Below are 26,143 nucleotides of genomic sequence, written 5' to 3' on the forward strand. Positions count from 1 at the left end.
GACCGGCGGCGGGCCCTCGTCGTGCTCGCGGGTACTGCTTCCCGGCTTAGCTGAACGAGTCGCCGCAGGCGCAGGAGCCCGTGGCGTTCGGGTTGTCGATCGTGAAGCCCTGCTTCTCGATGGTGTCGACGAAGTCGATGGAGGCACCGTGGAGGTACGGGGAGCTCATCCGGTCCGTGACGACCTTCACACCGTCGAAGTCCTTGACGACGTCGCCGTCGAGGGAGCGCTCGTCGAAGAAGAGCTGGTAGCGCAGGCCGGAGCAGCCGCCGGGCTGGACGGCGACGCGGAGCGCCAGGTCATCGCGGCCTTCCTGCTCCAGCAGGGTCCTGACCTTTTCGGCGGCGGCGTCGGACAGGAGGATGCCGTCGCTCACAGTGGTCTTGTCGTCCTGTACGGACATCTACATTCACTCCCGAAGTGGGCGGCTCCCCGCCGGGGCGGGGATTCGTCGGACTCTTGCCGTCGGTGGCAACGAGCGGGACCGCGATTTCATTCCGGACCCGACGCTTGTCTCAGATATTCATGCTCGCACACCGCGCGGCGGAGGGGCCCGAAAGGACGGGGACGGATCGGCGGGCTGATGCGTCACATTGACACTATCGGCATCGTCAAACTGACATGAAGCGGTTATGATAGATAGCGTCATATAGACGAGAAGCCGAAGCGATCTTCCAGTAGTCCGGCCTTCCGACCCTCCGGAAGTCCCTTGTCGCAGAACAGAAAGGGTGCGTGTCGTGACCACCGCCCAGCCTTTGGACGTCCAGCCGACGCCCCTCGCCCTGCTGCTGCTCGGCCGCGAAGCCGACCCGAAGAGCGAGCGCGGGGTGGAGTGCCCCGGCGACCTGCCCTCTCCGTCCGACCCGGACCTGGTGGCCCGCGCCCGTGCGGCCAAGGAGAAGCTTGGCGACAAGGTCTTCATCCTCGGCCACCACTACCAGCGTGACGAGGTCATCGAGTTCGCGGACGTCACCGGCGACTCCTTCAAGCTGGCCAGGGACGCGGCCGCCAAGCCGGAGGCCGAATACATCGTCTTCTGCGGCGTGCACTTCATGGCCGAGTCCGCGGACATCCTGACCTCGGACGACCAGAAGGTCGTCCTGCCCGACCTCGCGGCAGGCTGCTCGATGGCCGACATGGCCACCGCCGAGCAGGTCGCGGAGTGCTGGGACGTGCTGACCGAGGCCGGTGTCGCCGGTGCGACGGTCCCCGTCTCGTACATGAACTCCTCCGCCGACATCAAGGCCTTCACCGGCAAGCACGGCGGCACGATCTGCACCTCGTCCAACGCGAAGAAGGCCCTGGAGTGGGCCTTCGAGCAGGGCGAGAAGGTGCTCTTCCTCCCCGACCAGCACCTGGGCCGCAACACCGCCGTCCGCGACATGGGCATGTCCCTGGACGACTGCGTGCTCTACAACCCGCACAAGCCGAACGGCGGCCTGACCGTCGAGGAGCTGCGGAACGCGAAGATGATCCTGTGGCGCGGCCACTGCTCGGTCCACGGCCGGTTCTCGGTGGACTCGGTGAACGACGTGCGCGAGCGGATCCCCGGCGTGAACGTCCTGGTGCACCCCGAGTGCAAGCACGAGGTCGTCGCGGCCGCGGACTACGTCGGTTCGACGGAGTACATCATCAAGGCGCTGGAGGCGGCCCCGGCCGGCTCCAAGTGGGCCATCGGCACCGAGCTGAACCTGGTCCGCCGCCTGGCGAACCGTTTCGCCGCGGAGGACAAGGAGGTCGTCTTCCTCGACAAGACGGTCTGCTTCTGCTCGACGATGAACCGCATCGACCTCCCCCACCTGGTGTGGACCCTGGAGTCCCTGGCCGAGGGCAACCTCGTCAACCAGATCCAGGTCGACAAGGAGACCGAGAGCTTCGCGAAGCTCGCGCTGGAGCGGATGCTGGCGCTCCCGTAGCGAGTACGTCCGGGCCCCGGACCGCAGACGCCCGAAGGGGCGGCCCCCGCGTGGGGGCCGCCCCTTCGGCGTGCGGCCGGGCGGGCCGGGCCGTCGAGGCCCGGCCGGGCCCGGTCAGACACCGGCCGGCGTCTCCTCCTCCCTGGGGGCGACCACCGTCAGTCGGGCCTCGCGCTTCGCCGAGCGCCTGGCGCGGCGGCGCTCCTTGCGCAGCTCCACCATCGTGTAGAGCGTCGGCACCAGGAGCAGGGTCAGCAGCGTCGAGGTGACCAGGCCGCCGATCACCACGACCGCGAGCGGCTGCGAGATGAAGCCGCCCTCGCCGGTGACGCCGAGCGCCATCGGGAGCAGGGCGAAGATCGTCGCCAGGGCCGTCATCAGGATCGGGCGCAGGCGGTGCCGGCCGCCTTCGACGACGGCTTCGACGACGCCGAGGCCCTGGGCCCGGTACTGGTTGACCAGGTCGATCAGGACGATCGCGTTGGTCACGACGATGCCGATGAGCATCAGCATGCCGATCATCGCCGGGACGCCCATCGGGGTGCCGGTGACCAGGAGCAGGCCGATCGCGCCGGTCGCCGCGAACGGGATGGAGACCAGCAGGATCAGCGGCTGGACCAGCGAGCGGAAGGTCGCGACCAGCAGCATGAAGACGATCGCGATGGCCGCGAACATGGCCAGGCCCAGCGAGGCGAAGGCCTCGTCCTGGTCCTCGGAGACGCCGCCGATGGAGGCGGTGGCGCCCTCGGGCAGCTTCAGGGCCTTGATCTTGGTCTGGAGGTCGGAGCTGACGGCGCCGGTGTTGTCGCCGACCGGCCGCGCGGTGATGGTGGCGGCGCGGGCGCCGTCGATCCGGGTCATCGCGACCGGGCCGGGGACCTCCTTGACCTCGGCGATGTCACCGAGCTTGACGGGGCCGACCGGGAGGGCCTGCAGCTGGGCCAGGGTGGTGGCCGGCTGCGCGGACTTGATGACGATGTCCCGCTCGGTGTCGTCCAGTACGGCCTTGCCCGCCGGGTTGCCGCGTACGGCCTGGGCGACGATCCCGCCGAGCGCGGCCTGGTTCAGGCCCAGTTCGGCGGCCTTGGGGGTGGCGGTCACCGAGATCCGGGGCACGGACTGGGAGAGGTCGCTCTGGACGTCGGTGACGTTCTCGAGGGTGGCGACCTCGGCGCGGACCTGGTCGGCGGCCTTGGCGAGGACCGCGGCGTCCCCGGCTTTGACGACCACGCTGAGGTTCTGGTTGCCGAAGCCGTCGCCCGCGGCGATCCGGGTCTCGCCGATGCCTTCGAGCGCGGCGAGCCTGCCCTCGATCTGTTTCTTGACGCTTTCGGCCTCGCCCGAGTCCTTCAGGGAGACCTGGTACGAGGCCTGGTTGGAGCCGGTGCCGCCGCCGAAGGCCGCGAGGAAGCCGGAGGAGCCGACGGTGACCTGGTAGCTCTTGACGCCGTCGACCGAGGCCAGCACCTTCTCGATCTTGCGGCTGGCCTCGTCGGAGGCGGCCAGGGAGGTGCCGGGGGCGAGTTCCTGCTTGACCGTCAGGACCTGCTGCTCGCCCTGGTCGAAGAAGTTGGTCTTGAGCAGCGGGGTCATGCCGAAGGTGCCGAGGAGGACGACCACGGCGATGGCCACGCTCGTCAGGCGGCGGCGGGTGGCGAAGCCCAGGACACGTACGTACAGGCGCTGGAGCTTGGCTGCCGCCTCCTTCTCCTCCGCTTCGCGGCGGGCCTTGGCGGCGCTCTCGGCGTCCCCGGCGGCGACGCCCTTCGGCGCGCTGAGGAACCAGTACGACAGCACCGGCACGACCGTCAGCGAGACGATCAGCGAGGCCAGCAGGGCCGCGGTGACGGTGAGCGAGAAGGAACCGAAGAGCTCGCCGATCATGCCGCCGACGAGGCCGATCGGCAGGAAGACGGCCACGGTGGTGAGGGTGGAGGAGGTGACCGCGCCGGCCACCTCCCTGACCGCGGTGAGGATGGCGCTCTCGCGCTCCTCGCCGTAGCCGAGGTGGCGCTTGATGTTCTCCAGGACCACGATCGAGTCGTCGACGACACGGCCGATGGCGATGGTGAGCGCGCCCAGCGTCAGCATGTTGAGCGACAGGTCGCGGGTCCACAGCACGATCAGCGCGAGGACGACGGACAGCGGGATGGAGACCGCCGTGACCAGCGTCGAGCGCAGCGAGGCCAGGAAGACCAGGATCACGATCACGGCGAAGAGCAGGCCGAGCATGCCCTCGGTGGTGAGGCTGGAGATGGACTTGGCGACGGCCGGTCCCTGGTCGCTGACGACGGTCAGCTCGGCGCCGGCGCCGAGGGTGGAACGCAGCTCGGGCAGCTTGTCCTCGACGGCGTCGGAGATGGCGACGGCGCTGCCGTCCTTGTCCATGGTCATGACGAGGGCGAGGCTGGGCTTGCCGTTGGTACGGGTGATGGAGACGGCCTTGGCGGCCTCCTGCTTCACGGTGGCGACGTCGGCGAGGCGGACGGCCGGCTTGCCCGGGCCGGCGCTCAGACGCAGGTCCTGGACCTGGGCGAGGGAGGTGTAGCCGGTGCCGACGCGGACGGTCCGGTTCTTGCCGGCCTCGTCGAAGGAGCCGGCGGGGACGGTCGCGCCGCCCGCCTGCAGGCCCTGGGCGAGGGTGGCGCCGTCGAGGCCGGCGGCCGCGAGCTTCGCGTCGTCGGGGGTGACGGTGACCTGGAGGTCCTGGACGCCGTCGACGGTGACCTGGCCGACGCCCTCGATGTCCGACAGGACGGGGACGACGGAACGTTCCAGCTGGTCGGCGAGGGCCTGCTGGTCCTTGTCGGAGGTGACGGCGAGGATCACCGTCGGGATGTCGTCGGTGGAACCGGCCACCACCTGCGGGTCCACCTCGGCGGGCAGCCGGACCCGGGCCCGGTTGACGGCCTGCTGGACGTCGGCGACGAGCTGCTTGGTGCCGCTGTCGCCGTAGTCGAAGGTGGCCATGATGAGGGCGTTGCCCTCACTGGCGGTGGAGGTGATGCCGGTGATTCCGTCGACGCCCTTCAGCATGGCCTCGATCGGTTCGACGACCTGCTTCTCCACCACGTCGGGCGAAGCGCCCTGGTACGGCGCGAGCACGGAGACCATCGGCAGTTCGATGGACGGCAGCAGCTGCTGCTTGAGCTGCGGGATGGCGATGGCGCCGAAGAGGAGCGCGACGAGCGACACGAGGCCGATCAACGCCCGTTGGGCAAGGCTGAAGCGGGACAGCCAGGACATGGGTGTGGGATCTCTCTGCAGTGGGAACGCAAGGGCGTTCCCAGCCTGTCCCGCGGCCGGGCCCTCCCGCGTCGCCCCCAGGTCCCGTCCTTATGCGCTGCATACCGCGTCCGCAGTACGCGGCACTACCGCGCCGCGTGCACCGCTACTCGGCGCGGGGCCGGACCAGTCCCGATTCGTACGCGATGACCACCAATTGGGCGCGGTCCCGGGCGCCGAGTTTGGCCATGGCCCGGTTCACGTGGGTCTTGACGGTGAGCGGGCTGACCTCCAGCCGGCCGGCGATCTCGTCGTTGGACAGCCCCGCCGCCACGTGTACGAGGACCTCGCGCTCGCGGCCGGTCAGCGCGGCGAGCCGCTGCGCGTGCGAGCCCGCCGCGCCCGCGGCCGCGCCCGGGTCGGTGCCGCCGCCCTGGGCGAGGAAGGTCGCGATGAGTCCCTTGGTGGCGGCCGGGGAGAGCAGGGCCTCACCGGCGGCGGCGACGCGGATCGCGTTGAGCAGCTCCTCCGGCTCGGCCCCCTTCCCGAGGAACCCGGAGGCACCGGCGCGCAGGGCCTGGACCACGTACTCGTCGACCTCGAAGGTGGTGAGCATCACCACGCGCACGGCGGCGAGTTCGGGATCCGCGCTGATCATCCGGGTGGCGGCGAGGCCGTCGGTGCCGGGCATCCGGATGTCCATGAGCACCACGTCCGCCCGGGTCTCCCGGGCGAGCGCGAAGGCCTGCGCCCCGTCGGAGGCCTCCCCGACGACGTGCATGTCGGGCTCGGAGTCGACGAGCACCTTGAAGGCGGAGCGCAGCAGCGCCTGGTCGTCGGCGAGCAGCACCCTGATGGGCGCGGCCGCGGTCGGTTCCGTCGGAGTGTGGTCCACGGGGTGAGCGTACGTGGGCCGTTGCCCGCGGGGTCAGCCGAGGGCGAGGACGATCAGGGCGGTGGTCGCCGCGGTTTCGGCCAGGGCGCCGAAGACGTCCCCGGTGACCCCGTCGAAGCGGCGTACGCAGCGGCGGAGCAGGAGTTCCGCGGCGAGGAGGGCGGCCGCGACCGCCACGGCGGCGCGGGCGGTGGCCGGGAGGCCCAGGGGGAGGGCGGCGGCCGCCGCGGCCAGTGTCGTCACGGCGGCGAGGGCGGCGGCCGTGCGGCGCGGGACCACTCCGGCGACGGCCGCGCCGAGGCCTTCGGGGCGGGCCGGCGGGACGCCGTCCCGGGAGGCGAGGGTCATGGCGAGGCGGGCGGCCACGGCGGCGGTGACGGCGGCGAGGGCGCCGCGCGCCCAGCCGTCGGCGTAGGCGTCGGCCAGGGCGGCGACCTGCACCAGCAGCGTCAGCACCAGGGTCACCACGCCGAAGGGGCCGATGTCGGACTGCTTCATGATGCGCAGGGCGTCCTCGGCAGGTTTGGCGCTGCCCAGGCCGTCGGCGGTGTCGGCGAGGCCGTCCAGGTGCAGGCCCCGGGTCAGGGCCGCCGGTACGGCGACGGTGACGGCCGCGGCGAGCAGCGGCCCGCCTCCGAGCGCCGCCAGCAGCACCCCGGGCACGGCGGCGAGCAGGCCGACGACCAGTCCGGCGAGCGGGGCGCAGGCCATCCCGGTGCGGGCGGCGGGGCGGTCCCAGCGGGTGATGCGGGCGGGCAGCACGGTGAGCGTGCCGAACGCGAAGCGCACGCCGTCGAGGAGCGTGGCACGCTCCGCGGGCGGCGTGGGCGCCGTTTCTTCGTACGAATCTGTCATCGGCGCGAACGCTACCCGCTCACCCCGGACGGTAAATTGCCCAATACCCACCAAAGAGGGAGGCAGTGGGATGGGTCACTGGTGGTACCGGAACATCGTCGAGCCGGGGAAGCTGCCCATGCTCCTCGCGCTGCTCGCCTTCGTGACGTCGTTCCTGGTCACCCGTGTGATCACCCGGCTGATCCGGGCCGGCCGGGGCCCCTTCAAGAACATCACCCCGGGCGGCCTGCACGTCCACCACGTGGTGCCCGGCGTGATCCTCGTGATCATCGGCGGCTTCGGCGCGGTCGGCAGCGCCCGGCACGGCCTCGCCGCCGGGCTCTCGGCCGTGATCTTCGGTCTGGGGGCGGGCCTGGTCCTGGACGAGTTCGCGCTGATCCTGCACCTCGACGACGTGTACTGGAGCGAGGAGGGCCGCAAGAGCGTGGAGATCGTGGTCCTGACGGCCGCGCTGGTGGCCCTGGTCCTCGGCGGCTTCCTGCCCTTCGGGGTGAACGACCTGACCGCCGACGAACGGCAGAGCCGCGGACTGGTCGCCATGAACACGTCCACCAACTTCTTCCTCGCCCTGATCGCCCTGTGGAAGGGCAAGGCCCGCACCGCGATCTTCGGGGTGGTCATCCCCTTCGTGGCGCTCGTCGGCGCGATCCGGCTGGCCCGGCCCGGATCCCCGTACGCGAAGAGGTTCTACGCGAACCGTCCGCGCGCCCGCGCCAAGGCCGCACTGCGCGCCTTCCACCACGACCGACGCTGGGCGGCGCCCCGCCGCAAGTTCGAGAACTTCATCGGCGGGACCCCGGACCCGAAGCGGCCCGCCGTCTCCCTGGAGAAGCCCGAGAACCGATGACGGGCCCGCCCCATGCCCCTGGGACGGGCCCGTCTTCGTGTCGAGTGACCTGCTCAGCCCGGGATCAGGCCGTCGTCGCTGAGCATGTCCCTGACCTCGTCCAGCGTCGCGTCCCCTCCGGGCAGGATCAGTTCGGACGGCTCCAGCGCGTCGTCCGGCAGCGGCTCGCCGAGCCGCCGTACGGCTTCGAGCAGCGCCCCCAGTGTCCGCCGGAAGCCCTCCTCGTCACCGCCCTCCATCTCCTCCAGGAGCGCGTCGTCCAGCTCGTTGAGCTCGGTGAAGTGGCTGTCGGCCACCTTCACCTGGCCTTCCCCCATGATGCGGACAATCATGACGGGCCCCGTCCTACTGCTTGTCGAACCGGTGCTGGGTCTGCGACTGCTGCTGGCCGGCGCCCGGGGCGCCGCCCTCGATGGCCTGCTGCTGGGCGGAGGGACCCCCCGCGAGCTCCGCCTTCATCCGCTGGAGCTCCAGCTCGACGTCCGTGCCGCCCGACAGGCGGTCCAGCTCGGCCTGGATGTCGTCCTTCGAGCCGAGACCGCTCTGGTCGTCGAGCGCGCCCGACGCGAGCAGCTCGTCGATCGCGCCGGCCCGGGCCTGGAGCTGCGCGGTCTTGTCCTCGGCCCGCTGGATGGCCAGGCCGACGTCGCTCATCTCCTCGGAGATACCCGAGAAGGACTCCGCGATCCGGGTCTGCGCCTGGGCCGCGGTGTAGGTGGCCTTGATGGTCTCCTTCTTCGTCCGGAAGGCGTCCACCTTGGCCTGCAGGCGCTGGGAGGCCAGCGTCAGCTTCTCCTCCTCGCCCTGCAGGGTCTGGTGCTGCACCTCCAGGTCGCTGACCTGCTGCTGGAGCGAGGCGCGACGGGACAGCGCCTCCCGGGCCAGGTCCTCGCGGCCCAGCGCCAGCGCCTTGCGGCCCTGGTCCTCCAGCTTGGCGGACTGCCCCTGCAGCTGGTTCAGCTGCAGCTCCAGGCGCTTGCGGGAGGTCGCCACGTCGGCGACTCCGCGACGCACCTTCTGCAGCAGCTCCAGCTGCTTCTGGTACGAGTAGTCGAGGGTCTCGCGCGGGTCCTCGGCCCGGTCAAGGGCCTTGTTCGCCTTCGCGCGGAAGATCATCCCCATACGCTTCATGACACCGCTCATGGGCTTCGCGCGCCCCCTTCTGGACGGACTGTGTTCCAGGTCACCGACAAGACCCACAGTACGGGGCCTGTCTCCATTACCGCACTGTTCGAGTGCGGATGCGCTCCTCCTCCAGGACGACTCCGCTCCCGCCGTATCAGGCGTGAGGAGTAGGTGTGCCCCCGAAGAGCCTCGCACCCGGGTAGACGCCCGCCGTTGCCGGATCGTTCCCCGCCGGGGTGGGGCCCATGCGCTCGACAACGTAGGGTTGGGTCTGTGTTTGGTAGCCGCTCCTCCAAGGAAGAGAAGGCCGCCGCCACCGACAAGGTGAGCGCCGACCTCTCGCAGCCCCGTGACCCGCAGGCCCCGAAGGGCCGCCCTACGCCGAAGCGTGCTGTGGCCCAGTCGCAGCGCAAGGCCGTGGTGGCCTCGACCGGCAATCGCAAGGAAGACGCCAAGCGGGCCCGTGAGCGCCGTCGCGTGGAGATGGCCAAGCAGCGCGAAGCGCTGGCCAGCGGCGACGAGCGCTACCTGCCCGCGCGCGACAAGGGCCCCGTCCGCCGGTTCGTCCGCGACTACGTGGACTCCCGCTTCTCCGTCGCCGAGATGTTCCTGCCCCTGGCGGTGATCATCCTGGTCCTGAGCATGATCCGGCAGCCGCAGATCCAGAACATCGCGCTGCTGCTGTGGCTCGGCGTGATCGCCCTGATCATCGTCGACTCCATCGGCCTGGTGTTCCGCCTGCGCAAGGCCATCAACCAGCGCTTCCCGGACGAGCCCCGCCGCGGCGCCGTCGCGTACGGCCTGATGCGCACCCTCCAGATGCGCCGGCTGCGTCTGCCGAAGCCGCAGGTCAAGCGCGGGGAACGGCCCTGAGCGGATTCGCCGAGGGCGCCCGGCTCTGGCTGGAGGGCCTGGGGGGACTGCGTAACGCCGTCCGCCAGGAACTCGTGGGCCGGCAGGTCGACGAGCAGATCTCGCAGCGCTTCCCGGTCGGACAGCGGCTGCGCGTCCTCGACGTGGGCATGGGCCAGGGCACGCAGGCACTGCGGCTGGCACGCGCCGGTCACAAGGTGACGGGCCTGGAGAAGGACGCCGGCATGCTCGCCGTCGCCCGGGCGGCGCTGGCCGCCGAGCCGGCGGGGATCCAGGACCGGGTCCTCCTCATGGAGGGCGACGGCCGCGAGACCGGCGCGCACTTCACGCCGGGCAGCTTCGACGTGGTGCTGTGCCACGGGGTGCTGATGTACGTGCCCGAGCCGGACGCCATGCTCGCCGGGCTGGCCCGCATGCTCGCCCCCGGCGGCCTCTTGTCCCTGCTGGTCCGCAACGGCGACGCGCTCGCCATGCGGCCGGGGCTGGACGCCGACTGGAAGGGCGCGCTGGCGGCCTTCGACACCGTCGACTACAGGAACCGGCTCGGCCTGGACGTACGCGCCGACCGCCTGGCCGACCTGACGGCCACCCTCGCCGGTATCGGGGCGCCGCTGCACTCCTGGTACGGGGTGCGGGTCTTCACCGACGGGACGGAAGCGGGCGAGTCCCTGCCGGCGGACGAGGAGCTGGAGCGCCTCCTGACCGTCGAGGACCGCGCGGGGCGCACCGATCCCTACCGGGGAGTGGCGGCGCTGCTCCACCTCTGCGGGGTCCGCGGCCAGTAGCCTCCGGCGGGCCGGCCCCCATCGCCCCCGCGCGGCCGAGGCCGGATGCCCGGCGGGCCGCCCCTGCTGCCGCCCCCGCACCGCCGGGCCGGATGCGTACCGAACGCCCGGCGGGCTGACCAGCTGGCACCCCCGCGCCGTCGGGGTCGGGTGTGTGGCGGGGTGCCCCCGCAGGGCGTCGAATGCAACCACGTTCTGCTTGCCGGTGCCTCTGCAGGTTCGACGCCCGAGGAGGTACCCCGGCCCCGGCGGCCCGCTACGACGCCGCTGCGCGGAGCTGGTCCCCTACCCGCCCTTCCACCGTTCCCCGGGCTCCGCCCGGACCCGCCCTGGGGCTCCGCCCCAGACCCCGCGCCTCAAACGCCGGCGGGGCTGGGTGGGGGCCTCAACGTTGCCGGGGCTGCACCGTGGGGGCTCCCGCCGGCCCGTGCGGGGCGCGGGGCGGAGCCCCGGCTCGGTGCCGCACGGGGCCGGCGCGGAGCCCCGGGTTCGGCGGGCGTCCCCGCAGGGGCTACGCGTCCAGGGCCTCCCGCAGGGACATCGCGTAGATCTCCGCCCCGGCGTCGTCCGACAGCCGCACCCGCTCCGCGCCGCCCTCCAGCAGTTCCTTCCAGACCTCACCGATCCAGGACTCCGCGTCCCCCTGCGTGGTGAACTCCTCCGGGACCACCGCCGGCGCCGTCTCGGTGCCGTCGGCCTTCTCGAACCGCCACGTCCACGCCATGTCCGCCTCCGTTGCTCGTCCGCTGGTGCGCGCTTCTCGCCTTGAGTCTGCCCGCAGAGTAGCCGGGCGCGCACCAGTCCCGGGGAAGCGGGAGGATCATCCTGTGGAACTCACTCTGCTCGGCACCGGTACACCCCAGGGGCTGCCCCGCCCCGGCTGCCCCTGCGCGACGTGCGCGCTGTCCGTCGGCACCCGCTCACGGGCCGCGACGGCCGTACTCGTCGACGGGGCCCTGCTGCTCGACCTGACCCCCGGGGCGGTGCTGGCCGGCGCCCGGGCCGGGCACTCGCTGGCCGGCGTACGGCAGGTCCTGCTGACCCACCCGCACGACGGGCCCGCCGTCGAGCTGCCGCCGGGGCTGCCGGCCGCGGGGCGGGTCCCGGACGGGCGGGAGCTGTCGGTGATCTCGGGGCACCGGGTGCGGGCGGTTCCGATGGACGCCCCGGGCACCGGCTACGAGGTGACGGGCCCGGACGGCGGACGGCTGCTGTACCTGCCGCCGGGCGGGGCCCCGGCCGGGACCAACGGCGAGACGGGCCGGCGGCCGTACGACATGGTGCTCGCGGACGTGCTGGGCCGGCCGGAGGCCCTGGCCCGGCTGCGGGCGACGGGTGCGGTCGGGCCCGGGACGGAGGTGATCGCCGTGCACGTGGACCACGACACCCCGCCGGGCCGCGAGCTGGAGCGCAGGTGCGCGGCCGCCGGGGCGCGGGCCGTGCCCGACGGCACCACCGTGATCGTCGGGGAGTACCACGCGGCGGCGCAGACGCCGCGCCGGACCCTGGTGCTGGGCGGGGCCCGCTCGGGCAAGTCCCTGGAGGCGGAGCGGCGGCTGGAGTCCTTCCCCGAGGTGGTCTACGTCGCGACCGGCGGCACCCGGGACGGGGACGCGGAGTGGGCCCAGCGGATCGGCCTGCACCGCGAGCGGCGGCCGGGGAGCTGGCGGACGCTGGAGACCTGCGAGCTGGCGCCGCTGCTGGCGGAGTCCGGCCCGCCGCTGCTGATCGACTGCCTGGCGCTGTGGCTCACGGACGCGATGGACCGGGCCGGGGCGTGGGACGACGCGGTCTGGGCCGCGACCGGGCAGAAGGACCTCCGCGAGCGGACCGCGGAGCTGGTGGCGGCGGTGCGCGCGAGCCGCCGCCGGGTGGTGCTGGTCAGCAACGAGGTGGGCGGGGGCGTCGTCCCGGCGACCGCTTCGGGCCGCCGTTTCCGCGACGAGCTGGGCCGGCTGAACGCCTCGGTGGCGGGCGAGTGCGAACACGTGCTTCTCGTCGTCGCCGGGCAGGTGACCGTACTCAAGCAATAGCCGTGGCCGAGTCGGGGAACACCGGGGAGCGGGCCGGGCTCGCCGCCTTCGCCGCGTGCTGCGTGCTGGGCGGCGGCAACGCGGTCGGGGTCCGGTTCAGCAACCGCGAGCTGGATCCGCTGTGGGGCGCCGCGGTGCGCTTCGGCGCGGCGGCCGTGGTGCTGCTGGCGGTGATGGCCGTCATGCGGCTGCCCCTGCCCCGCGGGCGGGCGCTGGCCGGGGCGGTGCTGTACGGGGTGCTCAACTTCGGGGTGACCTTCGCCCTGGCCTACTACGCGCTCGTACGGATCCACGCCGGGCTCGGGCAGACCCTGCTGGCCCTGGTGCCGCTGGCCGCGCTGCTGCTGGCGGTGGCGCAGCGTCAGGAGCCGTTCCGGTGGACCGCGCTGGCGGGCACGCTCGTCGCGGCCGGCGGGGTGGGGCTCGCGTCGAGGGCGCCGCTCGAGGGCGGGGTGCCGGTGCTGTCCCTGCTGGCGATGCTGGGCGCCGTACTGTGCTTCGCCGAGGCGACCGTGCTCGTGCGGCGGCTGCCGCCCGTCCATCCGGTGACGATGAACGCGGTCGGCATGGGCTCCGGGGCGGTGCTCCTGCTCGCCGGCTCGTTCGCCGCCGGAGATGCCTGGCGGCTGCCGGAGCGGGCGGCGACCTGGTGGGCGCTCGCGTACATGGTGGTGGCGGGGTCGGTGCTGACGTTCGTCCTCTACCTGGTGGTGGTGCAGCACTGGGGTGCCTCGCGCGCGGCCTACGTGTTCGTCGTCATCCCGGTGGTGACGATCGTGCTCTCCGCGTGGCTGGACGACGAGGAGTTGACGGCGGGTCTGCTGCTGGGAGCCCCGCTGGTACTGCTCGGCGTGCACCTCGGCGCGCTGCGTCCGGCCGGGCGGCGGGGCGGTCGGACGGGCGGGCGGCGGGGTGGGCGGGACGGCCCCTGAGGGTGAGCCTCACCGGCTGTACTCTCTGGCAGATGAGCACGCTGAATCTCGACGACTTCTCCGATCTGATCGAGCGCCCCGACGGGGGCGTCCGGCGTGATGCCGAGGAACGCCGTGAGCGCCTCGCCGTCCCGCCCGGCGCGCTGGGCCGGCTCGACGAGCTCGCCGAGTGGCTCGCCGCCGCGCAGGGGCAGGTGCCGGTCAGGCCGGTCGAGCGCCCGCGCGTGGTGCTGTTCGCCGCCGATCACGGCATCGCCTCGCAGGGCGTCTCCGCCCGCGCCGCCGGCACCGCCCACGAGCTGGTGCGGGGCGTGCTCGACGGGACCAGTCCCGTCTCCGTCCTGGCCGGCCGGCTCGGGGCGGGCGTGCGCGTCGTCGACGCGGGACTCGACTGCGACCCGGAGCTGCTGCCCGAGGACGTGGTCCGCCACCGGGTGCGGCGCGGCAGCGGCCGGATCGACGTGGAGGACGCGCTGACGGCCGAGGAGGCCGAGGCCGCGCTGCTACTCGGGGTGCGGATCGCCGACGAGGAGGCCGACTCCGGTACGGATCTGGTCGTGCTCGGGGACCTCAGCGTCGGCGGGACCACGGTCGCCGCCACGCTCGTCGCCGCGCTGTGCGGCACCGACTCCTCCGTGGTCACGGGCCGCGGCGGGATGCCCATCGACGACCTGGCCTGGATGCGCAAGTGCGCGGCGATCCGCGATGCGCTGCGCCGGGCCCGCCCGGTCCTCGGCGACCAGGTCGCGCTGCTGGCCGCGGTCGGCGGCGCCGACGTGGCCGCCATCACCGGTTTCCTGCTCCAGTGCGCCGTACGCCGTACGCCGGTGATCCTCGACGGGATCGTCTCGGCGGCCTGCGGGCTGGTGGCCCAGCGGGCCGCGTTCCGGGCGCCCGACTGGTGGCTGGCCGGTCAGGCGAGCGGTGAGCCGGGCCAGGCGAAGGCTTTGGACCGGATGGCACTCAACCCCCTGCTCGACCACGGCGTCACAGTGGGCGAGGGTACCGGGGCTTTGCTGGCTCTTCCCCTGGTCCAGGCGGCCGCCGCGCTCGCGGCGGAGCTCCCGGAGCGGGCGCCGCAGGAGCCGGCGGAATAAGGCGCCGGGGTCCGCGGCCCTGACCAGGCCACGCCCCGGAGCCGCCCAAAAATGGGCGGCTATGCCCCATATGATCGGTTTTTATGGGAGAGGTCCGTTTGACCAGCGCAGAGACCGACCGTGGCGCCGCACCGGCGAACGTTCCGTCATCCAGCAGGAAAGAGACCGGCGGCGGGCCCGCCGGAAAGTCGGCGGGGGCCGTCCGGGACACCGGCCGGGAGTCCGACAAGGGGAGCAAGGGGGACAACGAGAGGGGGGACACCCGCTCACGGCGCGGCGCGGCCTTCGCGATCTGGTACCTGCGCACGGTCGCCTTCGTCAACTTCCTGAGCGCGGTGTGGGTTTCGCTCGGCCAGGACCTGCGCAACCACAACGCCGAGGACTTCTTCACCCCGTACATGCTCACCGCGGGCTTCGCCTCCGGGCTCTTCACCCTGATGCTCGCCGTCACCCTCGGCCGCCGCAAGCGCGCCTCCTGGATCCTCAACCTCGCCCTCAGCGGCCTCCTGGCCCTGCTCCTCGCACACGCGCTGTACCGGTACGAGGAGATCCGCGAGCACACCCAGAACTGGATCTCGCTCGGCGTGACGGCGCTCTTCGTCGGCGCCCTGCTGCTGGGCCGGCGGGAGTTCTACGCCCGCGGCGACCGCTCCAACCCCGCGCTCGCCACCGCCGTCGCCGCTGTCGGCCTGCTCGCCACCTCGCTGGTCGCGGCCCTGCTCGTCGGCGCGACCAACACCGCCGGGCACAGCGCCGACGCCACCTTCCGGGACCGCTGGCAGTACGGCGTGATGCGGCTGATCACCCTGGAGCCGCAGGCCAAGATCGCCCACGAGATCAGCACGCCCGCCTGGGTCAACGTCACCATCAACGTGATGTCGATGCTGCTGCTGGTCGCCGTGCTGTTCGCCGCCTTCCGCTCGCGCCGCGCCGTCGACCCGATCACCGAGGAGGACGAGGAGCGGCTGCGGGCCCTGCTCGCCCGGCAGGGTGACCGGGACTCCCTCGGCTACTTCGCGCTGCGCCGCGAGAAGTCCGTCATCTGGTCCCCCACCGGCAAGGCCGCCGTCACCTACCGCGTCGTCGGCGGGGTCTCGCTGGCCTCCGGCGACCCCATCGGCGACCCCGAGGCCTGGCCCGGTGCCATCGAGCCGTGGCTGGCCGAGGCCCGTGAACACGGCTGGGTTCCGGCCGTGATGGGCGCGAGCGAGGAGGCCGGGCAGATCTACGCCCGCCACGGCCTCGACGCCCTGGAACTCGGCGACGAGGCCATCGTCGAAACCGGCGAGTTCACCCTGGAGGGCCGCGCCATGCGCACCGTCCGCCAGGCCTACAACCGCGTCAAGCGGGCCGGGTACACCGTCCGCATCCGCCGCCACGCCGACATCCCCGCCGAGGAGATGGACGAACTGCTGCGCCGCGCCGACGACTGGCGCGACGGCGCGACCGAGCGCGGCTTCTCCATGGCGCTGGGCCGGCTGGGCGACCCCGGCGACGGCCAGTGCGTGATGCTGGAGTGCACCGACGGCGACGGCGATCTGCGCGCGCTGCTGTCCTTCGTGCCATGGGGGCCCAAGGGCCTGTCGCTGGACCTGATGCGCCGCGACCGGGACTCCGAGAACGGGCTGATGGAGTTCATGGTCATCGAACTCCTCGAACGCTCCAAGGAGATCGGGGTCAGCCAGGTCTCGCTGAACTTCGCGATGTTCCGGTCCGTCTTCGAGCGCGGCTCCAAGCTCGGCGCCGGTCCGGTGCTGCGGATGTGGCGCTCGCTGCTCAGCTTCTTCTCACGCTGGTGGCAGATCGAGTCCCTCTACCGGGCCAACGCCAAATACCGGCCGATCTGGGAACCGCGGTTCATGCTCTTCGAGAAGAGTTCGGACCTGCTGCGGATCGGCATCGCCGCGGGCCGGGCCGAGGGCTTCCTGGAGGCCCCCGGCCTTCCGAAGTGGCTGCACCGCAGACACCTGGAGACCCGCCGTTGACAGCGCGGACCACATCCCCACTCCGGCAGTTCGCGAGCCGTGAGTGGGGGCCCCTGCTCGGGACCGTCCGGGACGCGCTCGTCCGCGACAAGTGGCGGGCGATCCCGATGACGATCGGAGCGGTCTGCCTGACCTCCGCCTTCCAGATCGTGCAGAACACCCCCTGGGGCTTCCAGCCCGTCCAGAACCTCGGCTCGGTCAAGGCCGCCGACCCGCTGTGGCTCGCGCTGCTGCGGACCCCGCTCTCGCTGTTCGTCCCCGCGCTGGACCTGCCGGTGTGGGGGGCGCTCGCGCAGATCCTGATCGTCTTCGGGATCTCGGAGATCTGCATCGGCTGGTGGCGCACCCTGCTGATCGGTTACGTGGCCACGCTCGCCGGCACCACGTACGCGCGGATCGGGCTCTCGCTCGGGCCCGACCACCCCTTCGGACTGCCCGTGTCCGACCGGATCGTCAACGACACCGGGCCCTCGGCGGCGGTGGTGGGGCTCGCCATCTACGTCTGCTGGCGCTACCGGGCGTACCTGACCGGGGCCCTGGTGATCCTCGTGATGACCGGCGAGATCCTGATCAAGGACAACCTGGCGGGCAAGGAGCACCTGGCGGCCATCGCCGCGGTCATGGCCGTGTGCGTGGTCCGCGCGAAATGGGGTCCGGCCCGCTCCCGCATGCCGCTGGGCGTGCGCCCGCCTCCCTGAGGCCGCGACCGCCTCCACGGGGCCGGCCCCGCCGGACGCGGGACGACGTACCGTGTCTTCCCGTGACGACAGACCTCGGGCCCTTCGCGTCCTCCCGGAAGTGGATGCGGGCCCATCCGCTCGCCACCGATGCCGTGCTGGCCTCCGGGGCGCTCGTCGCCATGGTCGTCGGGTCCTTCGCCGATCCGCACGGCCCGCACGGCCAGCCCACCTTCGGGACGCGCACCCCCGAGCCGTTCTCGCTGCTGCTGATGCTGCTCGGGGCGGTCGCCCTGGTGTTCCGGCGGCGCCATCCGCGCGAGGTGCTCGCCGTCACCTGCGGGCTCTCGCTGCTGGAACTGACCACCGGGGAGCCGCGGGCGCCCGTCGCGATGTCCGCGGTGATCGCCCTGTACACGGTGGCCGCGCTCACCGACCGGCCGACGACCTGGAGGGTCGGACTGATCACCATGGCGGGGCTGACGGGCGTGGCCATGCTCGCCGGGCCGCTGCCGTGGTACGCGCAGGAGAACATCGGCATCTTCGCCTGGACCGGGATGGCCGCGGCCGCGGGTGACGCGGTGCGCAGCCGGCGGGCCTTCGTCGACGCCATACGGGAACGGGCCGAGCGGGCCGAGCGGACCCGCGAGGAGGAGGCCCGGCGGCGGGTCGCGGAGGAGCGGCTGCGGATCGCGCGCGACCTGCACGACGTGGTGGCGCACCACATCGCGCTGGTCAACGTGCAGGCGGGGGTGGCCGCGCACGTCATGGACAAGCGGCCGGACCAGGCGAAGGAGGCCCTCGCGCACGTACGGGACGCCAGCCGCTCCGCGCTGAACGAGCTGCGGGCCACGGTGGGGCTGCTGCGGCAGTCCGGCGACCCGGAGGCGCCGACGGAACCGGCGCCGGGGCTGGCCGTCCTCGACGAACTCGCGGACACCTTCCGGCACGCGGGGCTCCCGGTACGGGTGATGGTCGATGCGGGCGCGGAGCCGCTCCCCGCGGCGGTGGACCTGGCGGCGTACCGGGTCATCCAGGAGGCCCTGACGAACGTCCGCAAGCACGCGGGGACGGGGGCGAAAGCGGAGGTCAGCGTGGTGCGGGTGGGGCCGTCGGTGGAGGTGACCGTCCTGGACGACGGCGGCGCCGCCTCCGTGCGGCCGGCCGCGCCCGGCGGCGGCCATGGTCTGCTCGGCATGCGGGAGCGCGCCACCGCCCTGGGCGGGTCCTGCTTCGCGGGACCGCGCTTCGGGGGCGGCTACCGCGTCCACGCGATCCTCCCGGCCTGACCCGGCCGCCGGGCCCGCCGGGGCCGGGCCGGTCGTCGGGGCGCCGCCGGGGCCGCGTGCGCGGCGGGGCGCCCCCGCCGAGCCCCGAACGCGGGTGCCCAGAGGGCCGATCCCCCCTTCCACCCCCGCGCCGCCGGGGCCGGGTGTGCCGTGGGGTGCCCCGCCGAGCCCCGAACGCGGGTGCCCAGAGGGCCGATCCCCCCTGCCACCCCCGCGCCACCGGTGCCGGGTGTGCGGCGGGGTGCCCCCGCAGGGCGTCGAACGCAACGACGCTTGCTTGCCGGTGCCTCTGCAGGTTCGACGCCCGAGGAGGTGCCCCGGCGCGCGGCCGGGCCCGGCGGCCGTTAGGCGCGGCCCGGACCGGGGTGCCGCTGCGCGGAGCCGTCCCCTACCCGCCCTTCCGCCGTTCCCTGGGGCTCCGCCCCAGACCCCGCGCCTCAAACGCCGGCGAGGCTGGATCAGGCCCCGCCCGGACCCGCGCCTCAAACGCCGGCGAGGCTGGATCGGCGCCGCCGGAGGCGAACCAGCCGGTCCCGTTCGAGCCCGGGGGCCGGGCGGCGGCAGGTGTCGTTGGGGGCGGGCGCCGCAGGCTACGGGCAGGGGCGGCGCCACGCGTCCAGGTCCAGATGTTTCTGCATGGAGCTCAGCCTCAGTTCACGCGACCGCTCGCAGAAGCGCGCCGGCGGGAGTTCGTACTCCGCGTGGAACACCGCCTTCCCCGCCTCCACGAAGGGCGTCAGCCGCTCGCACTCCGAGTACTCCGCGCACTGCTCGTTCACCGCGAAGTCGAACTCCCCCACCAGCTGCGGGATCTGGTCGAGGTCGTTCTTCAGGCCCACCGCCATCCCCCGGTCGTGCGCCAGCTTCGCGATCAGCCGGTTGTACCGGAGCTGGTCGTCCGCGGTGAGGGGGAAGCCCGTCGTGTTGCGGTAGCCGTCCATGTTGTCCGGCTCCACCGCGTCGAAGCCCTTCTCCCGGCACATGTCGAACCGCTTCGCGATCAGCGGTTCCAGCTCCGCCACCCGGCGGATGTCCAGCCAGCGTTCGCCCTCCCAGCCGTTCCCCCGGCCCAGTGCCGGCTTCGGGAACGCCTCCGCGTCCGGGCGGAAGTCCTCCCACGCCCCGGTGGAGATGTAGCAGATCGTCCTGCGGCCGGCCGCCTTCAGCGTGGCGACCTGCTCCTTCGTCGTGTCGAAGCCGTCCACGTCGTACACCGGCGCCTTCACCGAGGTGTCGAGCTTCCCCGAGAGCTGCCACTGCCAGGCGGTCCCCGGACGGGGCTGCCACCGCTCCCCCGGCGCCTGGTCGGGGGCCGGCTCCTCGTCCTCGGGGGGCGAGGTGCAGGCCGCTGCCAGCAGGAGCAGGGTGGCCGCCAGGACAGTGCGGAGGGTTCTCATGCGGTCGTCTCCAGGGCGTACGGGAGGGTCCCCCACGGGTGCGGCCCCGAGCCCGGGACCGCACAGTGCACCCCGGCCCGGCGCCGCGCCGCGAGTTCGGCGGCGGGCGCCCCGGGCGGGACGGCGTAGACGAGGTGGCAGAACCGTCCCGCCGGGTGGTCCGCGGTCCAGGCCGGGACGTCGGCGGAGTCCCGGTAGGCGTCCCAGGGGCCCTCGAAGGTGACGAGCAGGTCGGCGAGTTCGGCGTAGCCGGGGTGCGGGTGGACCCCGTGGTTCAGGACGAGCGTACGCGCCCCCGCCGCGCGGGCCGCGACGGCGAGCCGGCCGTAGTGGGCCAGCCGTTCCGGGCCGGCGCAGACCTGGTCGAGGAAGGCGCCGTCGGTGGCGTACCAGTCGCGGTGGCGCAGCAGGTCCCGCACCACGGCCGCGTGCGGGCGCCGCCCGTAGTCGGTGTCGGCGTACCCGAGCACGGGCACGCCGGCCTCGCGCAGCCGCCCGGCGACGAGCGCGAACCGCTCGTCGGGGGCGTCGCCCGGCCCGCTGTCGGGGTTGAGCACCACCGAGTGCAGCCGGCCCGCGCAGCGGATGAGCCGCTCCCAGTCCTCGGGCCGGTCGGCGGGGTGCTCGTAGAGCGGCACCAGCAGCATGGGGTCCTTCTCCTCCTCGGTCATCTCCTTCTCGGTCATCTCCTTCTCCCCGTCATCGGTGGGCCGTGGCACGGCCCAGCAGCAGGCAGACCAGGGCCGCGAGCACGCTCGCCGCCGCGCCCGCCACCACCAGCTGTACGAGCCGCGGCTGGCCCACCCCGGCCAGCAGGGCCAGACTCTGCGCGACGGCGGCCGAGGCGCAGACCACGGCGGCGGGCCGGACCGCCCCGAAGGACTGCAGCAGCAGCCCCGTCCACATCACGGCGCCGAGCAGCAGCAGAGTGGCCGCGCGGAGCCCGGTGAGCGCGGGCGCGCCGGGCCAGAGCAGGGTTCCGGCGAGCCCGAGGGCGAGCAGCACCGTCAGGTAGGCGGTGAGGCAGCCGGTCAGGGTGGTCAGCATCCGCCGCCGGAACGCGTCGGCCGAGCGCGCGGCCCGGAGCCCGGCGAGGCTGCCGCTGCGGAATCGGTACAGCAGCCATTCGGCGGGGCCCATGCTGAGGGTGAGGGCCACCGCGGAGGGCGCGGCCACCGCTTCGGCGGGCCCGCCGGCGAGGACCTCGCCGAGGGCGGCGTACAGCACGAGCAGTCCGGTGCCGAGGCCGAAGACCCCGTACGGAACGGAGTCGCCGAGCCGGGGTCCGCGGGGCCCGTACTCCTCCTCGGCACCCCGCAGCATCTGCCAGCGCACCGGTCCCCCGCCGGGCCGGCGCCGCGCCCGGTCCCGGACCCGGCGGGCGCCGGCCCGTACGCCGTCCGCGAGCGGCAGTTCCCGTACGGCCAGGGTGCAGGCGGCCAGCAGGGACACCGCGAGCAGCGCCACGCGGACCGGGACGGGCAGGTCGACGAAGAGGGCGAGGGCCGCCCCCGCGGCCATCGGGCCGAGCGCGGCGAGCAGCACCCGCTCCCGGCCGAGGACGAGCAGGACGGTGGCGGCGCCGACGTACAGGGCCTGTCCGGCGGCGAAGGCGTACGAGAACGGCGGCCCGCCGGGCACGGCGAGTGCGGCGGCGGTGCCGAGGAGGGAGCCGGCGGGGGCGCCGACGAGCAGGGTCCGCCCGGCCGCGGCCCGGTCGCCGAGTCCGAGCCAGGAGTAGGCGCGGTGGGAGAGGGTCTGGTCCCAGACCCAGCCGATGAGCGCCCCGGCGAGCAGGGTCAGGGTCCCCGCGGGCAGGCCGAGACGGTCCTGGGGGCCTTCGAGGAGGGGCGCGCCGACGACGTAGGCGAGTCCGGGCAGGGCGAAGATCACCCCGCGGAGCAGGCAGGCGGTGAGGGAGGCCTTCCAGGGGTCGGGGGTGCTCTCGGGCTCCGGGAAGGAGCGGGGCACCCGGGCGTAGAGCTCCTCGGCGAGGGCGAAGGAGTCGTGGCGGCCGTAGGTGAGCCGGATGTGCTCGTCGGTCATGCCGTCGGATTCGAGGACGGCGGCGATCTCGTCGGGGTGCACGGCGGCAGCGACGAGCCCGTCGAGGCGGGCGGCGAGTTCGTCCATCGGGTCGGCGGCCGCGGGGGCTTCGGCGCGCGGTCGCGGGATCGCGGGCAGGGTGTCCGCGGCGGCCGCGCCGGAGACGACCAGGCGGCGGCCGGAGGGCCCGGCGGGGCGGGCGGCCCCGCCGGGGCCGGGCGGCTTCAGCCAGAGGGATCCGCTCACCATGTGCTCCCGTCGGCGGCGAGTTCGCGGTACCAGGGGTCCGCGAGGCGCTGGGTCCAGGTGTCGCCCGGTTCGACGGGGAGGACGGGCTGGCCGGCGAGTTCGCGGTAGATGTGCCGGAAGCCGTCCACGGACTGGTGGAGGGTGAACTTGTCCACGACCCGTTTGCGGGACATCCGGCCCAGTTCCGCGCGGCGTTCGTCGTCGCGGAGCAGGGCGAGGGTGGCGCGGGCCATGGTCTCGGGCTCGCGGGGCGGGACGACGAGGCCGGTGTCCCCGACGGCCTCGCGGACTCCGCCGACGTCGGTGGAGACGGTGGTGCGTCCGCAGGACATGGCCTCGATGATGCTGAAGGGGAAGCCCTCGCTGATGGAGGAGAGCATGACGACGGATCCGGCGGCGTAGGCCTCGGCGACCTTGTCGATGCGGCCCTCGAAGGTGATCCCGTCGCCGACGCCCAGTTCGGCGGCGAGTTTCTCCAGGCGGAGCCGGTACTCCTCGCAGCCGGCCGGTACGGGCCCGAAGAGGCGCAGGCGCAGGGCGGGGAGTTCCCCGCGCATGAAGGCGTAGGCCCGGATGAGGGTTTCGAGGTCCTTGATGGGGTCGATGCGGCCGCACCAGCTGAGGGTGGGCACCTCGGGTTCGGGGCCGGCCTCGGGGAAGAGGTGCGGGTCGACGCCGTTGTAGACGGTGCGGATGCGGTCCGCGTCGGCGCCTCCGCGCTCCTCCCAGCGGCGGTTGTACTGGTTGCAGGGGGTGATCAGGTCGGCCTGCCGGTAGCCCTCGGTGTTGAGCTCGCGGTAGAAGCCGAGCATGAGGGACTTCACGGGCCAGCGCTGCTCGGCGCTGCGGTAGCCGAGGTAGCGCTCGCGCAGGTAGATGCCGTGCTCGGTGAGGAGGAAGGGCACCTTGTCGAGGTGTTTGGCGGCGAGGGCGGGGAGGGTGGCGAGGCCGCTGCTGACGGCGTGGGCGACGCTGTCGGGCGGGATCCGCACGGCGAGCGGGCGCAGTGCGTGCTCCAGCAGGTCGGTGGCGGTGAGCGCGTCGTGGAGGGTGGGCCGGGCGTCGGCGGTGGTCAGGGCCGGGCGGGTCCACACGTCGGTCAGGAGGCGCAGGACGGATTCGGAGCGCAGGGCGGGGGCGAGTCCGCCGGCCCGGGCGAGGACGGCCAGTTCGCGCAGTGCCTCGGAGAATCCGCCGCGGGAAGGGTCGAGCAGGGACAGCAGGAAGGTTTCGTAGACCTCGGTGAAGCGGCGGTGGGCCTTGCCCCGCAGGGCCGTACGGCGGCCGCGCCCGGGTGGGGGGCCCCAGAGCGGGACGGCGGTGTGCCGGTAGACGTTGCGCGGGAGTTCCCAGGTGACCGGCTCCCGTCCGGAGCCGGTGAGGGCTATGACGTTGAAGTCGACCTCGGGCATTCCTCGGACCAGCTGGTCGCACCAGGTGCTGACGCCCCCGTGGACGTGCGGGTAGGTGCCTTCGGTGAGCATGGTGACGTGACGCCCATGGCTCATGCGGTGTGTCCCCCCAGGACGGAAAGGGGCCGGCGCCCGTGGGTTCGCGGAGCGCCGGCGCTCTTGGTACTCGTTACGGCTCGCGGTCGTACGGGACGGCGGTCAGCTGGGCAGTCGGAGGGTGACGCTGCTCTGGAGCAGCTCCGGTCCGGTCCAGGTGGAGCGGCTGCCCGCGTAGGCGGTGCCGAAGTCGGCGGTGCCGAGCAGCAGTTGCTTCTTGGTGCCGTTGGGGGCGGTGACCGGGGCGAGGACCCCGGAGGGCGCCTTGACGGTGACGGTGGTGCCGATGCGGTAGGCCGTGACCTTGCCCCCGGCGAGCGCGGCGTCCCAGGCGGCGCGGCGGCTGAGCTCGACGCCGGTGTCCTTCATGCTCTGGTTGACGATCGGCGCACTGGGCGCGTAGAGCGCCCGGTAGGTGTCGAGGACCTGGTTGAGCACGGGGTAGAGGGTGCGGTCCTCGGCCAGGTTGGACTGGTGGACGTAGTGCGGGCGCGGGTCGTTGGCCAGGACGTGGCGCAGGGCGGTGCGGGCCTCCTGCGGGACGATGTGGTCCAGGTAGCCGGTGTTGACGTCGAGGGGTGCGGGCAGGCAGGTGGAGGTCGCCGGGTTGTCCTCGCAGATGCCGCTGCCGCCGGCGGCGCGGCTGCCGTAGATCCAGTTGTACTCGTCGGCCATCTCCGCGTTGGTGCCCGTGTTGTAGTACACGTTCATCGGGTGGCGGGGCACGGTCAGGGCCGCGCCGACCGCCCGCTGCACGGGTTCGCGGGAGTTGTCGCTGCCCGCCCACTTGATGCCGTTGTCGGCGAAGGCGCCCGCCAGGTTGGGGTTGTCCTGGGGCTGCTGCGGGGCGGTCTTCAGGCCCGAGTGCTCGCCGGTGACGATCTCGGTCCGGTCGGTGGCGATGCCCTTGGCGGCGGCCCAGTTGTTGTTGTCGCGGATCTGGGCGGAGATGTCGGCGCGGCTCATGTACTTGATCGCGCCGGTGGCGTCCTTGACGCAGGACCAGGGCACGGTGGTGGTGTCCTGGACGCAGCCGAGGAAGGGGTGCGTGTAGGTGTGGTTCATCCAGCGGTACTTGGCCCGGTCGGCGACGAGCTGGGCGGTGAGGGCGTCGGTGCCGCCGTTCTCCGCCTTCCACTCCTCGCCGGCGCCGGCGTTGAAGAGCATGTCGAGTTTGAAGTTCTTGGACGTCTGCCACTGCGCCGCGTAGACGGCGTCCGCGGCGGTCATCCGGATGGTGCTCTCCTTGCCCTCGCCGCCCGCGCAGGCGTAGTCGCCGGGCGTGCAGTTCAGGTCCTTGTTCCAGCGGGCGTCGGGGGCGAAGACGTCGTCGACGTGGACCGCGAAGTAGCTGCGGCTCTGGCCGAGGTGGACACCCTGGGTGAGCCAGTCGACGATGCCGCGGGCCAGCAGCCGGAACTGCTGCTGGTACTGGTTGTAGCCGAAGGTGACGACCAGTTCGCTGCGGCCGTCGTGGACGTACTCGCCGACGAGCGAGGCCCGGCCGGAGCCGACCGGGGCGTCGAGGAAGCTGGTGTACCCGGCGCGCGGCCGGCCCATGAAGCCGTAGCTCTCGGGGACGAGCGCCGAGTTGTCCTCGAAGGTGACCTGGCCGCCGAGGTAGCCGAACGGCCCCGCCTTGCCGGCGGCGGTGACCGCCGCGTCCGTGCCGTCGAGCTGGCCGCTGTAGCCGCCGTTGTCGGTGTACTCCAGGCCGACGCCGGGGTGGGCCCAGGTGTAGGCGTCGACCTGGCGGATCCCGTACGCCGTCTCGTAGGCGCCGAGCGCGGCCATCTCGGCCGAGCCCTCGCCGAAGGGGTTCTCGTTCGGCAGGACCACGCCCTGGTACTTCGCGCGCGGCCGGCCGTCGACGGTGTCGCTGAGGAACGCGGCGTCGATGACCGGGCGGCCGGGGGCGCCGAGCTGGACGCGGGTGTACGGGACTCCGGTGTCGCGGAGCTCCGCGGTGATGGCCTCGACCGAGCTGCCGCCGTCGTCGACGACGAGCACCTTCAGGTCGATGCGCGGGGCCGTGACCGCCTGGGCGGACGCGGCGGGCACTGCCACGGACACCAGCGCCGCGGCGGCCATGACGGCGGCGGCCCTGTTCATCCGGTTCTTGTTGACCATTTCGGCCTTTCCCCCCGCAGGCATCCCTCGACAGCGGCCCGAGGCGGAAGGCCGGGCCGGGGAGCACTGTGGAAATCATGCAAAGGGACCCCACGTCCCCTTGCGAGAGTGGACCGAGTCTTTCGGACCTCGTCAGGTCCACGGGGCAAACCTGGGCCAGAGTCCACAGATGGGTGAACCTCGCGGCCCGATGATCGAACAACTTGCCAAACCTTCGAAGGGCGTACGGATCAGTCACTGCGCGTAGGCTCATTTCTGGCGGCCGTCGGGCCGGAATAC

General features: G+C 73.0%; 22 protein-coding genes. 10 read left to right on the forward strand and 12 right to left on the reverse strand.

The window, feature by feature from the left end:
- Positions 1-46: 46 nt before the first annotated feature.
- A complete protein-coding gene (gene erpA, locus ACZ6Y1_RS15905; RefSeq protein ID WP_030010511.1) occupies positions 47-403 on the reverse strand; it encodes an iron-sulfur cluster insertion protein ErpA in 357 nt (118 codons plus the stop codon).
- A gap of 325 nt (positions 404-728) precedes the next feature.
- Between erpA and nadA the strand changes: the two genes are divergently transcribed.
- On the forward strand, positions 729-1,916 hold the full coding sequence (nadA, locus tag ACZ6Y1_RS15910; protein ID WP_469628659.1) for a quinolinate synthase NadA: 1,188 nt from the start codon (positions 729-731) through the stop codon (positions 1,914-1,916).
- A 114-nt stretch (positions 1,917-2,030) separates the two neighbouring features.
- Here nadA and ACZ6Y1_RS15915 read toward each other — a convergent pair whose 3' ends face one another.
- The 3 genes from ACZ6Y1_RS15915 to ACZ6Y1_RS15925 all read right to left on the reverse strand — a co-directional run bounded on the left by ACZ6Y1_RS15915 (position 2,031) and on the right by ACZ6Y1_RS15925 (position 6,891).
- Positions 2,031-5,162 (reverse strand): efflux RND transporter permease subunit, encoded by a 3,132-nt coding sequence (locus tag ACZ6Y1_RS15915; RefSeq protein ID WP_469628662.1) that lies wholly within the window; start codon positions 5,160-5,162, stop codon positions 2,031-2,033.
- A gap of 145 nt (positions 5,163-5,307) precedes the next feature.
- Complete coding sequence (locus tag ACZ6Y1_RS15920) at positions 5,308-6,036, reverse strand: response regulator (RefSeq protein ID WP_469628664.1); 729 nt, start codon at positions 6,034-6,036, stop codon at positions 5,308-5,310.
- A gap of 33 nt (positions 6,037-6,069) precedes the next feature.
- Positions 6,070-6,891 carry an adenosylcobinamide-GDP ribazoletransferase gene (locus tag ACZ6Y1_RS15925; protein WP_469628667.1) on the reverse strand — a complete coding sequence of 274 codons (822 nt, stop codon included), beginning with the start codon at positions 6,889-6,891 and terminating at the stop codon, positions 6,070-6,072.
- A gap of 70 nt (positions 6,892-6,961) precedes the next feature.
- On the opposite strand from ACZ6Y1_RS15925, the gene ACZ6Y1_RS15930 reads away from it, so the two are divergent.
- Positions 6,962-7,738 (forward strand): hypothetical protein, encoded by a 777-nt coding sequence (locus tag ACZ6Y1_RS15930; protein WP_469628669.1) that lies wholly within the window; start codon positions 6,962-6,964, stop codon positions 7,736-7,738.
- A 53-nt stretch (positions 7,739-7,791) separates the two neighbouring features.
- Here ACZ6Y1_RS15930 and pspAA read toward each other — a convergent pair whose 3' ends face one another.
- The gene (gene pspAA, locus ACZ6Y1_RS15935; protein ID WP_469628672.1) at positions 7,792-8,070 is read right to left on the reverse strand and encodes a PspA-associated protein PspAA; all 279 of its coding nucleotides are present in this window, start codon (positions 8,068-8,070) and stop codon (positions 7,792-7,794) included.
- Between the two features lie 13 nt (positions 8,071-8,083).
- Complete coding sequence (locus ACZ6Y1_RS15940) at positions 8,084-8,881, reverse strand: PspA/IM30 family protein (protein ID WP_469628674.1); 798 nt, start codon at positions 8,879-8,881, stop codon at positions 8,084-8,086.
- A gap of 255 nt (positions 8,882-9,136) precedes the next feature.
- On the opposite strand from ACZ6Y1_RS15940, the gene ACZ6Y1_RS15945 reads away from it, so the two are divergent.
- On the forward strand, positions 9,137-9,736 hold the full coding sequence (locus ACZ6Y1_RS15945) for a DUF3043 domain-containing protein (RefSeq protein WP_469628677.1): 600 nt from the start codon (positions 9,137-9,139) through the stop codon (positions 9,734-9,736).
- 74 nt (positions 9,737-9,810) lie between these two features.
- Positions 9,811-10,521: a class I SAM-dependent methyltransferase gene (locus tag ACZ6Y1_RS15950; RefSeq protein ID WP_469628680.1), complete on the forward strand. Its 711-nt coding sequence runs from the start codon at positions 9,811-9,813 to the stop codon at positions 10,519-10,521.
- 511 nt (positions 10,522-11,032) lie between these two features.
- Here ACZ6Y1_RS15950 and ACZ6Y1_RS15955 read toward each other — a convergent pair.
- The gene (locus tag ACZ6Y1_RS15955; protein WP_469628683.1) at positions 11,033-11,245 is read right to left on the reverse strand and encodes a hypothetical protein; all 213 of its coding nucleotides are present in this window, start codon (positions 11,243-11,245) and stop codon (positions 11,033-11,035) included.
- A gap of 103 nt (positions 11,246-11,348) precedes the next feature.
- Between ACZ6Y1_RS15955 and ACZ6Y1_RS15960 the strand changes: the two genes are divergently transcribed.
- The 6 genes from ACZ6Y1_RS15960 to ACZ6Y1_RS15985 all read left to right on the forward strand — a co-directional run bounded on the left by ACZ6Y1_RS15960 (position 11,349) and on the right by ACZ6Y1_RS15985 (position 18,534).
- Positions 11,349-12,554, forward strand: coding sequence for a bifunctional adenosylcobinamide kinase/adenosylcobinamide-phosphate guanylyltransferase (locus ACZ6Y1_RS15960; protein WP_469628686.1), 1,206 nt, complete (start codon positions 11,349-11,351; stop codon positions 12,552-12,554).
- A gap of 2 nt (positions 12,555-12,556) precedes the next feature.
- Positions 12,557-13,486 (forward strand): DMT family transporter, encoded by a 930-nt coding sequence (locus ACZ6Y1_RS15965; protein ID WP_469628689.1) that lies wholly within the window; start codon positions 12,557-12,559, stop codon positions 13,484-13,486.
- A gap of 41 nt (positions 13,487-13,527) precedes the next feature.
- On the forward strand, positions 13,528-14,583 hold the full coding sequence (cobT, locus tag ACZ6Y1_RS15970) for a nicotinate-nucleotide--dimethylbenzimidazole phosphoribosyltransferase (protein WP_469629109.1): 1,056 nt from the start codon (positions 13,528-13,530) through the stop codon (positions 14,581-14,583).
- A gap of 290 nt (positions 14,584-14,873) precedes the next feature.
- Entirely contained in the window at positions 14,874-16,568 is a 1,695-nt protein-coding gene (locus ACZ6Y1_RS15975; protein ID WP_469629112.1) for a phosphatidylglycerol lysyltransferase domain-containing protein, read from the forward strand.
- Between the two features lie 107 nt (positions 16,569-16,675).
- A complete protein-coding gene (locus ACZ6Y1_RS15980) occupies positions 16,676-17,266 on the forward strand; it encodes a hypothetical protein (protein ID WP_469628692.1) in 591 nt (196 codons plus the stop codon).
- A gap of 62 nt (positions 17,267-17,328) precedes the next feature.
- Entirely contained in the window at positions 17,329-18,534 is a 1,206-nt protein-coding gene (locus ACZ6Y1_RS15985; RefSeq protein ID WP_469628695.1) for a sensor histidine kinase, read from the forward strand.
- Positions 18,535-19,124: 590 nt separating this feature from the next.
- Here the strand turns inward: ACZ6Y1_RS15985 and ACZ6Y1_RS15990 are convergent.
- From ACZ6Y1_RS15990 to ACZ6Y1_RS16010, 5 genes are all read right to left on the reverse strand, one after another.
- Positions 19,125-19,931: an endo alpha-1,4 polygalactosaminidase gene (locus tag ACZ6Y1_RS15990; protein ID WP_469628698.1), complete on the reverse strand. Its 807-nt coding sequence runs from the start codon at positions 19,929-19,931 to the stop codon at positions 19,125-19,127.
- Positions 19,928-20,617 (reverse strand): spherulation-specific family 4 protein, encoded by a 690-nt coding sequence (locus tag ACZ6Y1_RS15995; protein ID WP_469628701.1) that lies wholly within the window; start codon positions 20,615-20,617, stop codon positions 19,928-19,930. The genes ACZ6Y1_RS15990 and ACZ6Y1_RS15995 overlap by 4 nt, the downstream gene beginning before the upstream one ends.
- Positions 20,618-20,630: 13 nt before the next feature.
- Positions 20,631-22,223, reverse strand: a complete 1,593-nt coding sequence (locus tag ACZ6Y1_RS16000) for a hypothetical protein (protein WP_469629115.1) — start codon at positions 22,221-22,223, stop codon at positions 20,631-20,633.
- A complete protein-coding gene (pelF, locus tag ACZ6Y1_RS16005; protein ID WP_469628704.1) occupies positions 22,220-23,734 on the reverse strand; it encodes a GT4 family glycosyltransferase PelF in 1,515 nt (504 codons plus the stop codon). Before pelF ends, ACZ6Y1_RS16000 begins: the two co-directional genes overlap by 4 nt.
- Positions 23,735-23,836: 102 nt before the next feature.
- Positions 23,837-25,864, reverse strand: coding sequence for a hypothetical protein (locus tag ACZ6Y1_RS16010; protein WP_469628707.1), 2,028 nt, complete (start codon positions 25,862-25,864; stop codon positions 23,837-23,839).
- Positions 25,865-26,143 lie beyond the last annotated feature (279 nt).

Source organism: Streptomyces sp. NPDC053432, from assembly GCF_055585365.1.

Bases quoted from the DNA above. Each gene is read 5' to 3' on its own strand.
- ACZ6Y1_RS16010 (WP_469628707.1), bottom strand. From the start codon at position 25,864: ATGGTCAACAAGAACCGGATGAACAGGGCCGCCGCCGTCATGGCCGCC.
- ACZ6Y1_RS15995 (WP_469628701.1), bottom strand. From the start codon at position 20,617: ATGACCGAGAAGGAGATGACCGAGGAGGAGAAGGACCCCATGCTGCTG.
- pelF (WP_469628704.1), bottom strand. From the start codon at position 23,734: ATGAGCCATGGGCGTCACGTCACCATGCTCACCGAAGGCACCTACCCG.
- ACZ6Y1_RS15990 (WP_469628698.1), bottom strand. From the start codon at position 19,931: ATGAGAACCCTCCGCACTGTCCTGGCGGCCACCCTGCTCCTGCTGGCA.
- ACZ6Y1_RS15955 (WP_469628683.1), bottom strand. From the start codon at position 11,245: ATGGCGTGGACGTGGCGGTTCGAGAAGGCCGACGGCACCGAGACGGCG.
- ACZ6Y1_RS15940 (WP_469628674.1), bottom strand. From the start codon at position 8,881: ATGAGCGGTGTCATGAAGCGTATGGGGATGATCTTCCGCGCGAAGGCG.
- pspAA (WP_469628672.1), bottom strand. From the start codon at position 8,070: ATGATTGTCCGCATCATGGGGGAAGGCCAGGTGAAGGTGGCCGACAGC.
- erpA (WP_030010511.1), bottom strand. From the start codon at position 403: ATGTCCGTACAGGACGACAAGACCACTGTGAGCGACGGCATCCTCCTG.
- ACZ6Y1_RS15925 (WP_469628667.1), bottom strand. From the start codon at position 6,891: ATGACAGATTCGTACGAAGAAACGGCGCCCACGCCGCCCGCGGAGCGT.
- ACZ6Y1_RS15930 (WP_469628669.1), top strand. From the start codon at position 6,962: ATGGGTCACTGGTGGTACCGGAACATCGTCGAGCCGGGGAAGCTGCCC.
- ACZ6Y1_RS15915 (WP_469628662.1), bottom strand. From the start codon at position 5,162: ATGTCCTGGCTGTCCCGCTTCAGCCTTGCCCAACGGGCGTTGATCGGC.
- ACZ6Y1_RS15980 (WP_469628692.1), top strand. From the start codon at position 16,676: ATGACGATCGGAGCGGTCTGCCTGACCTCCGCCTTCCAGATCGTGCAG.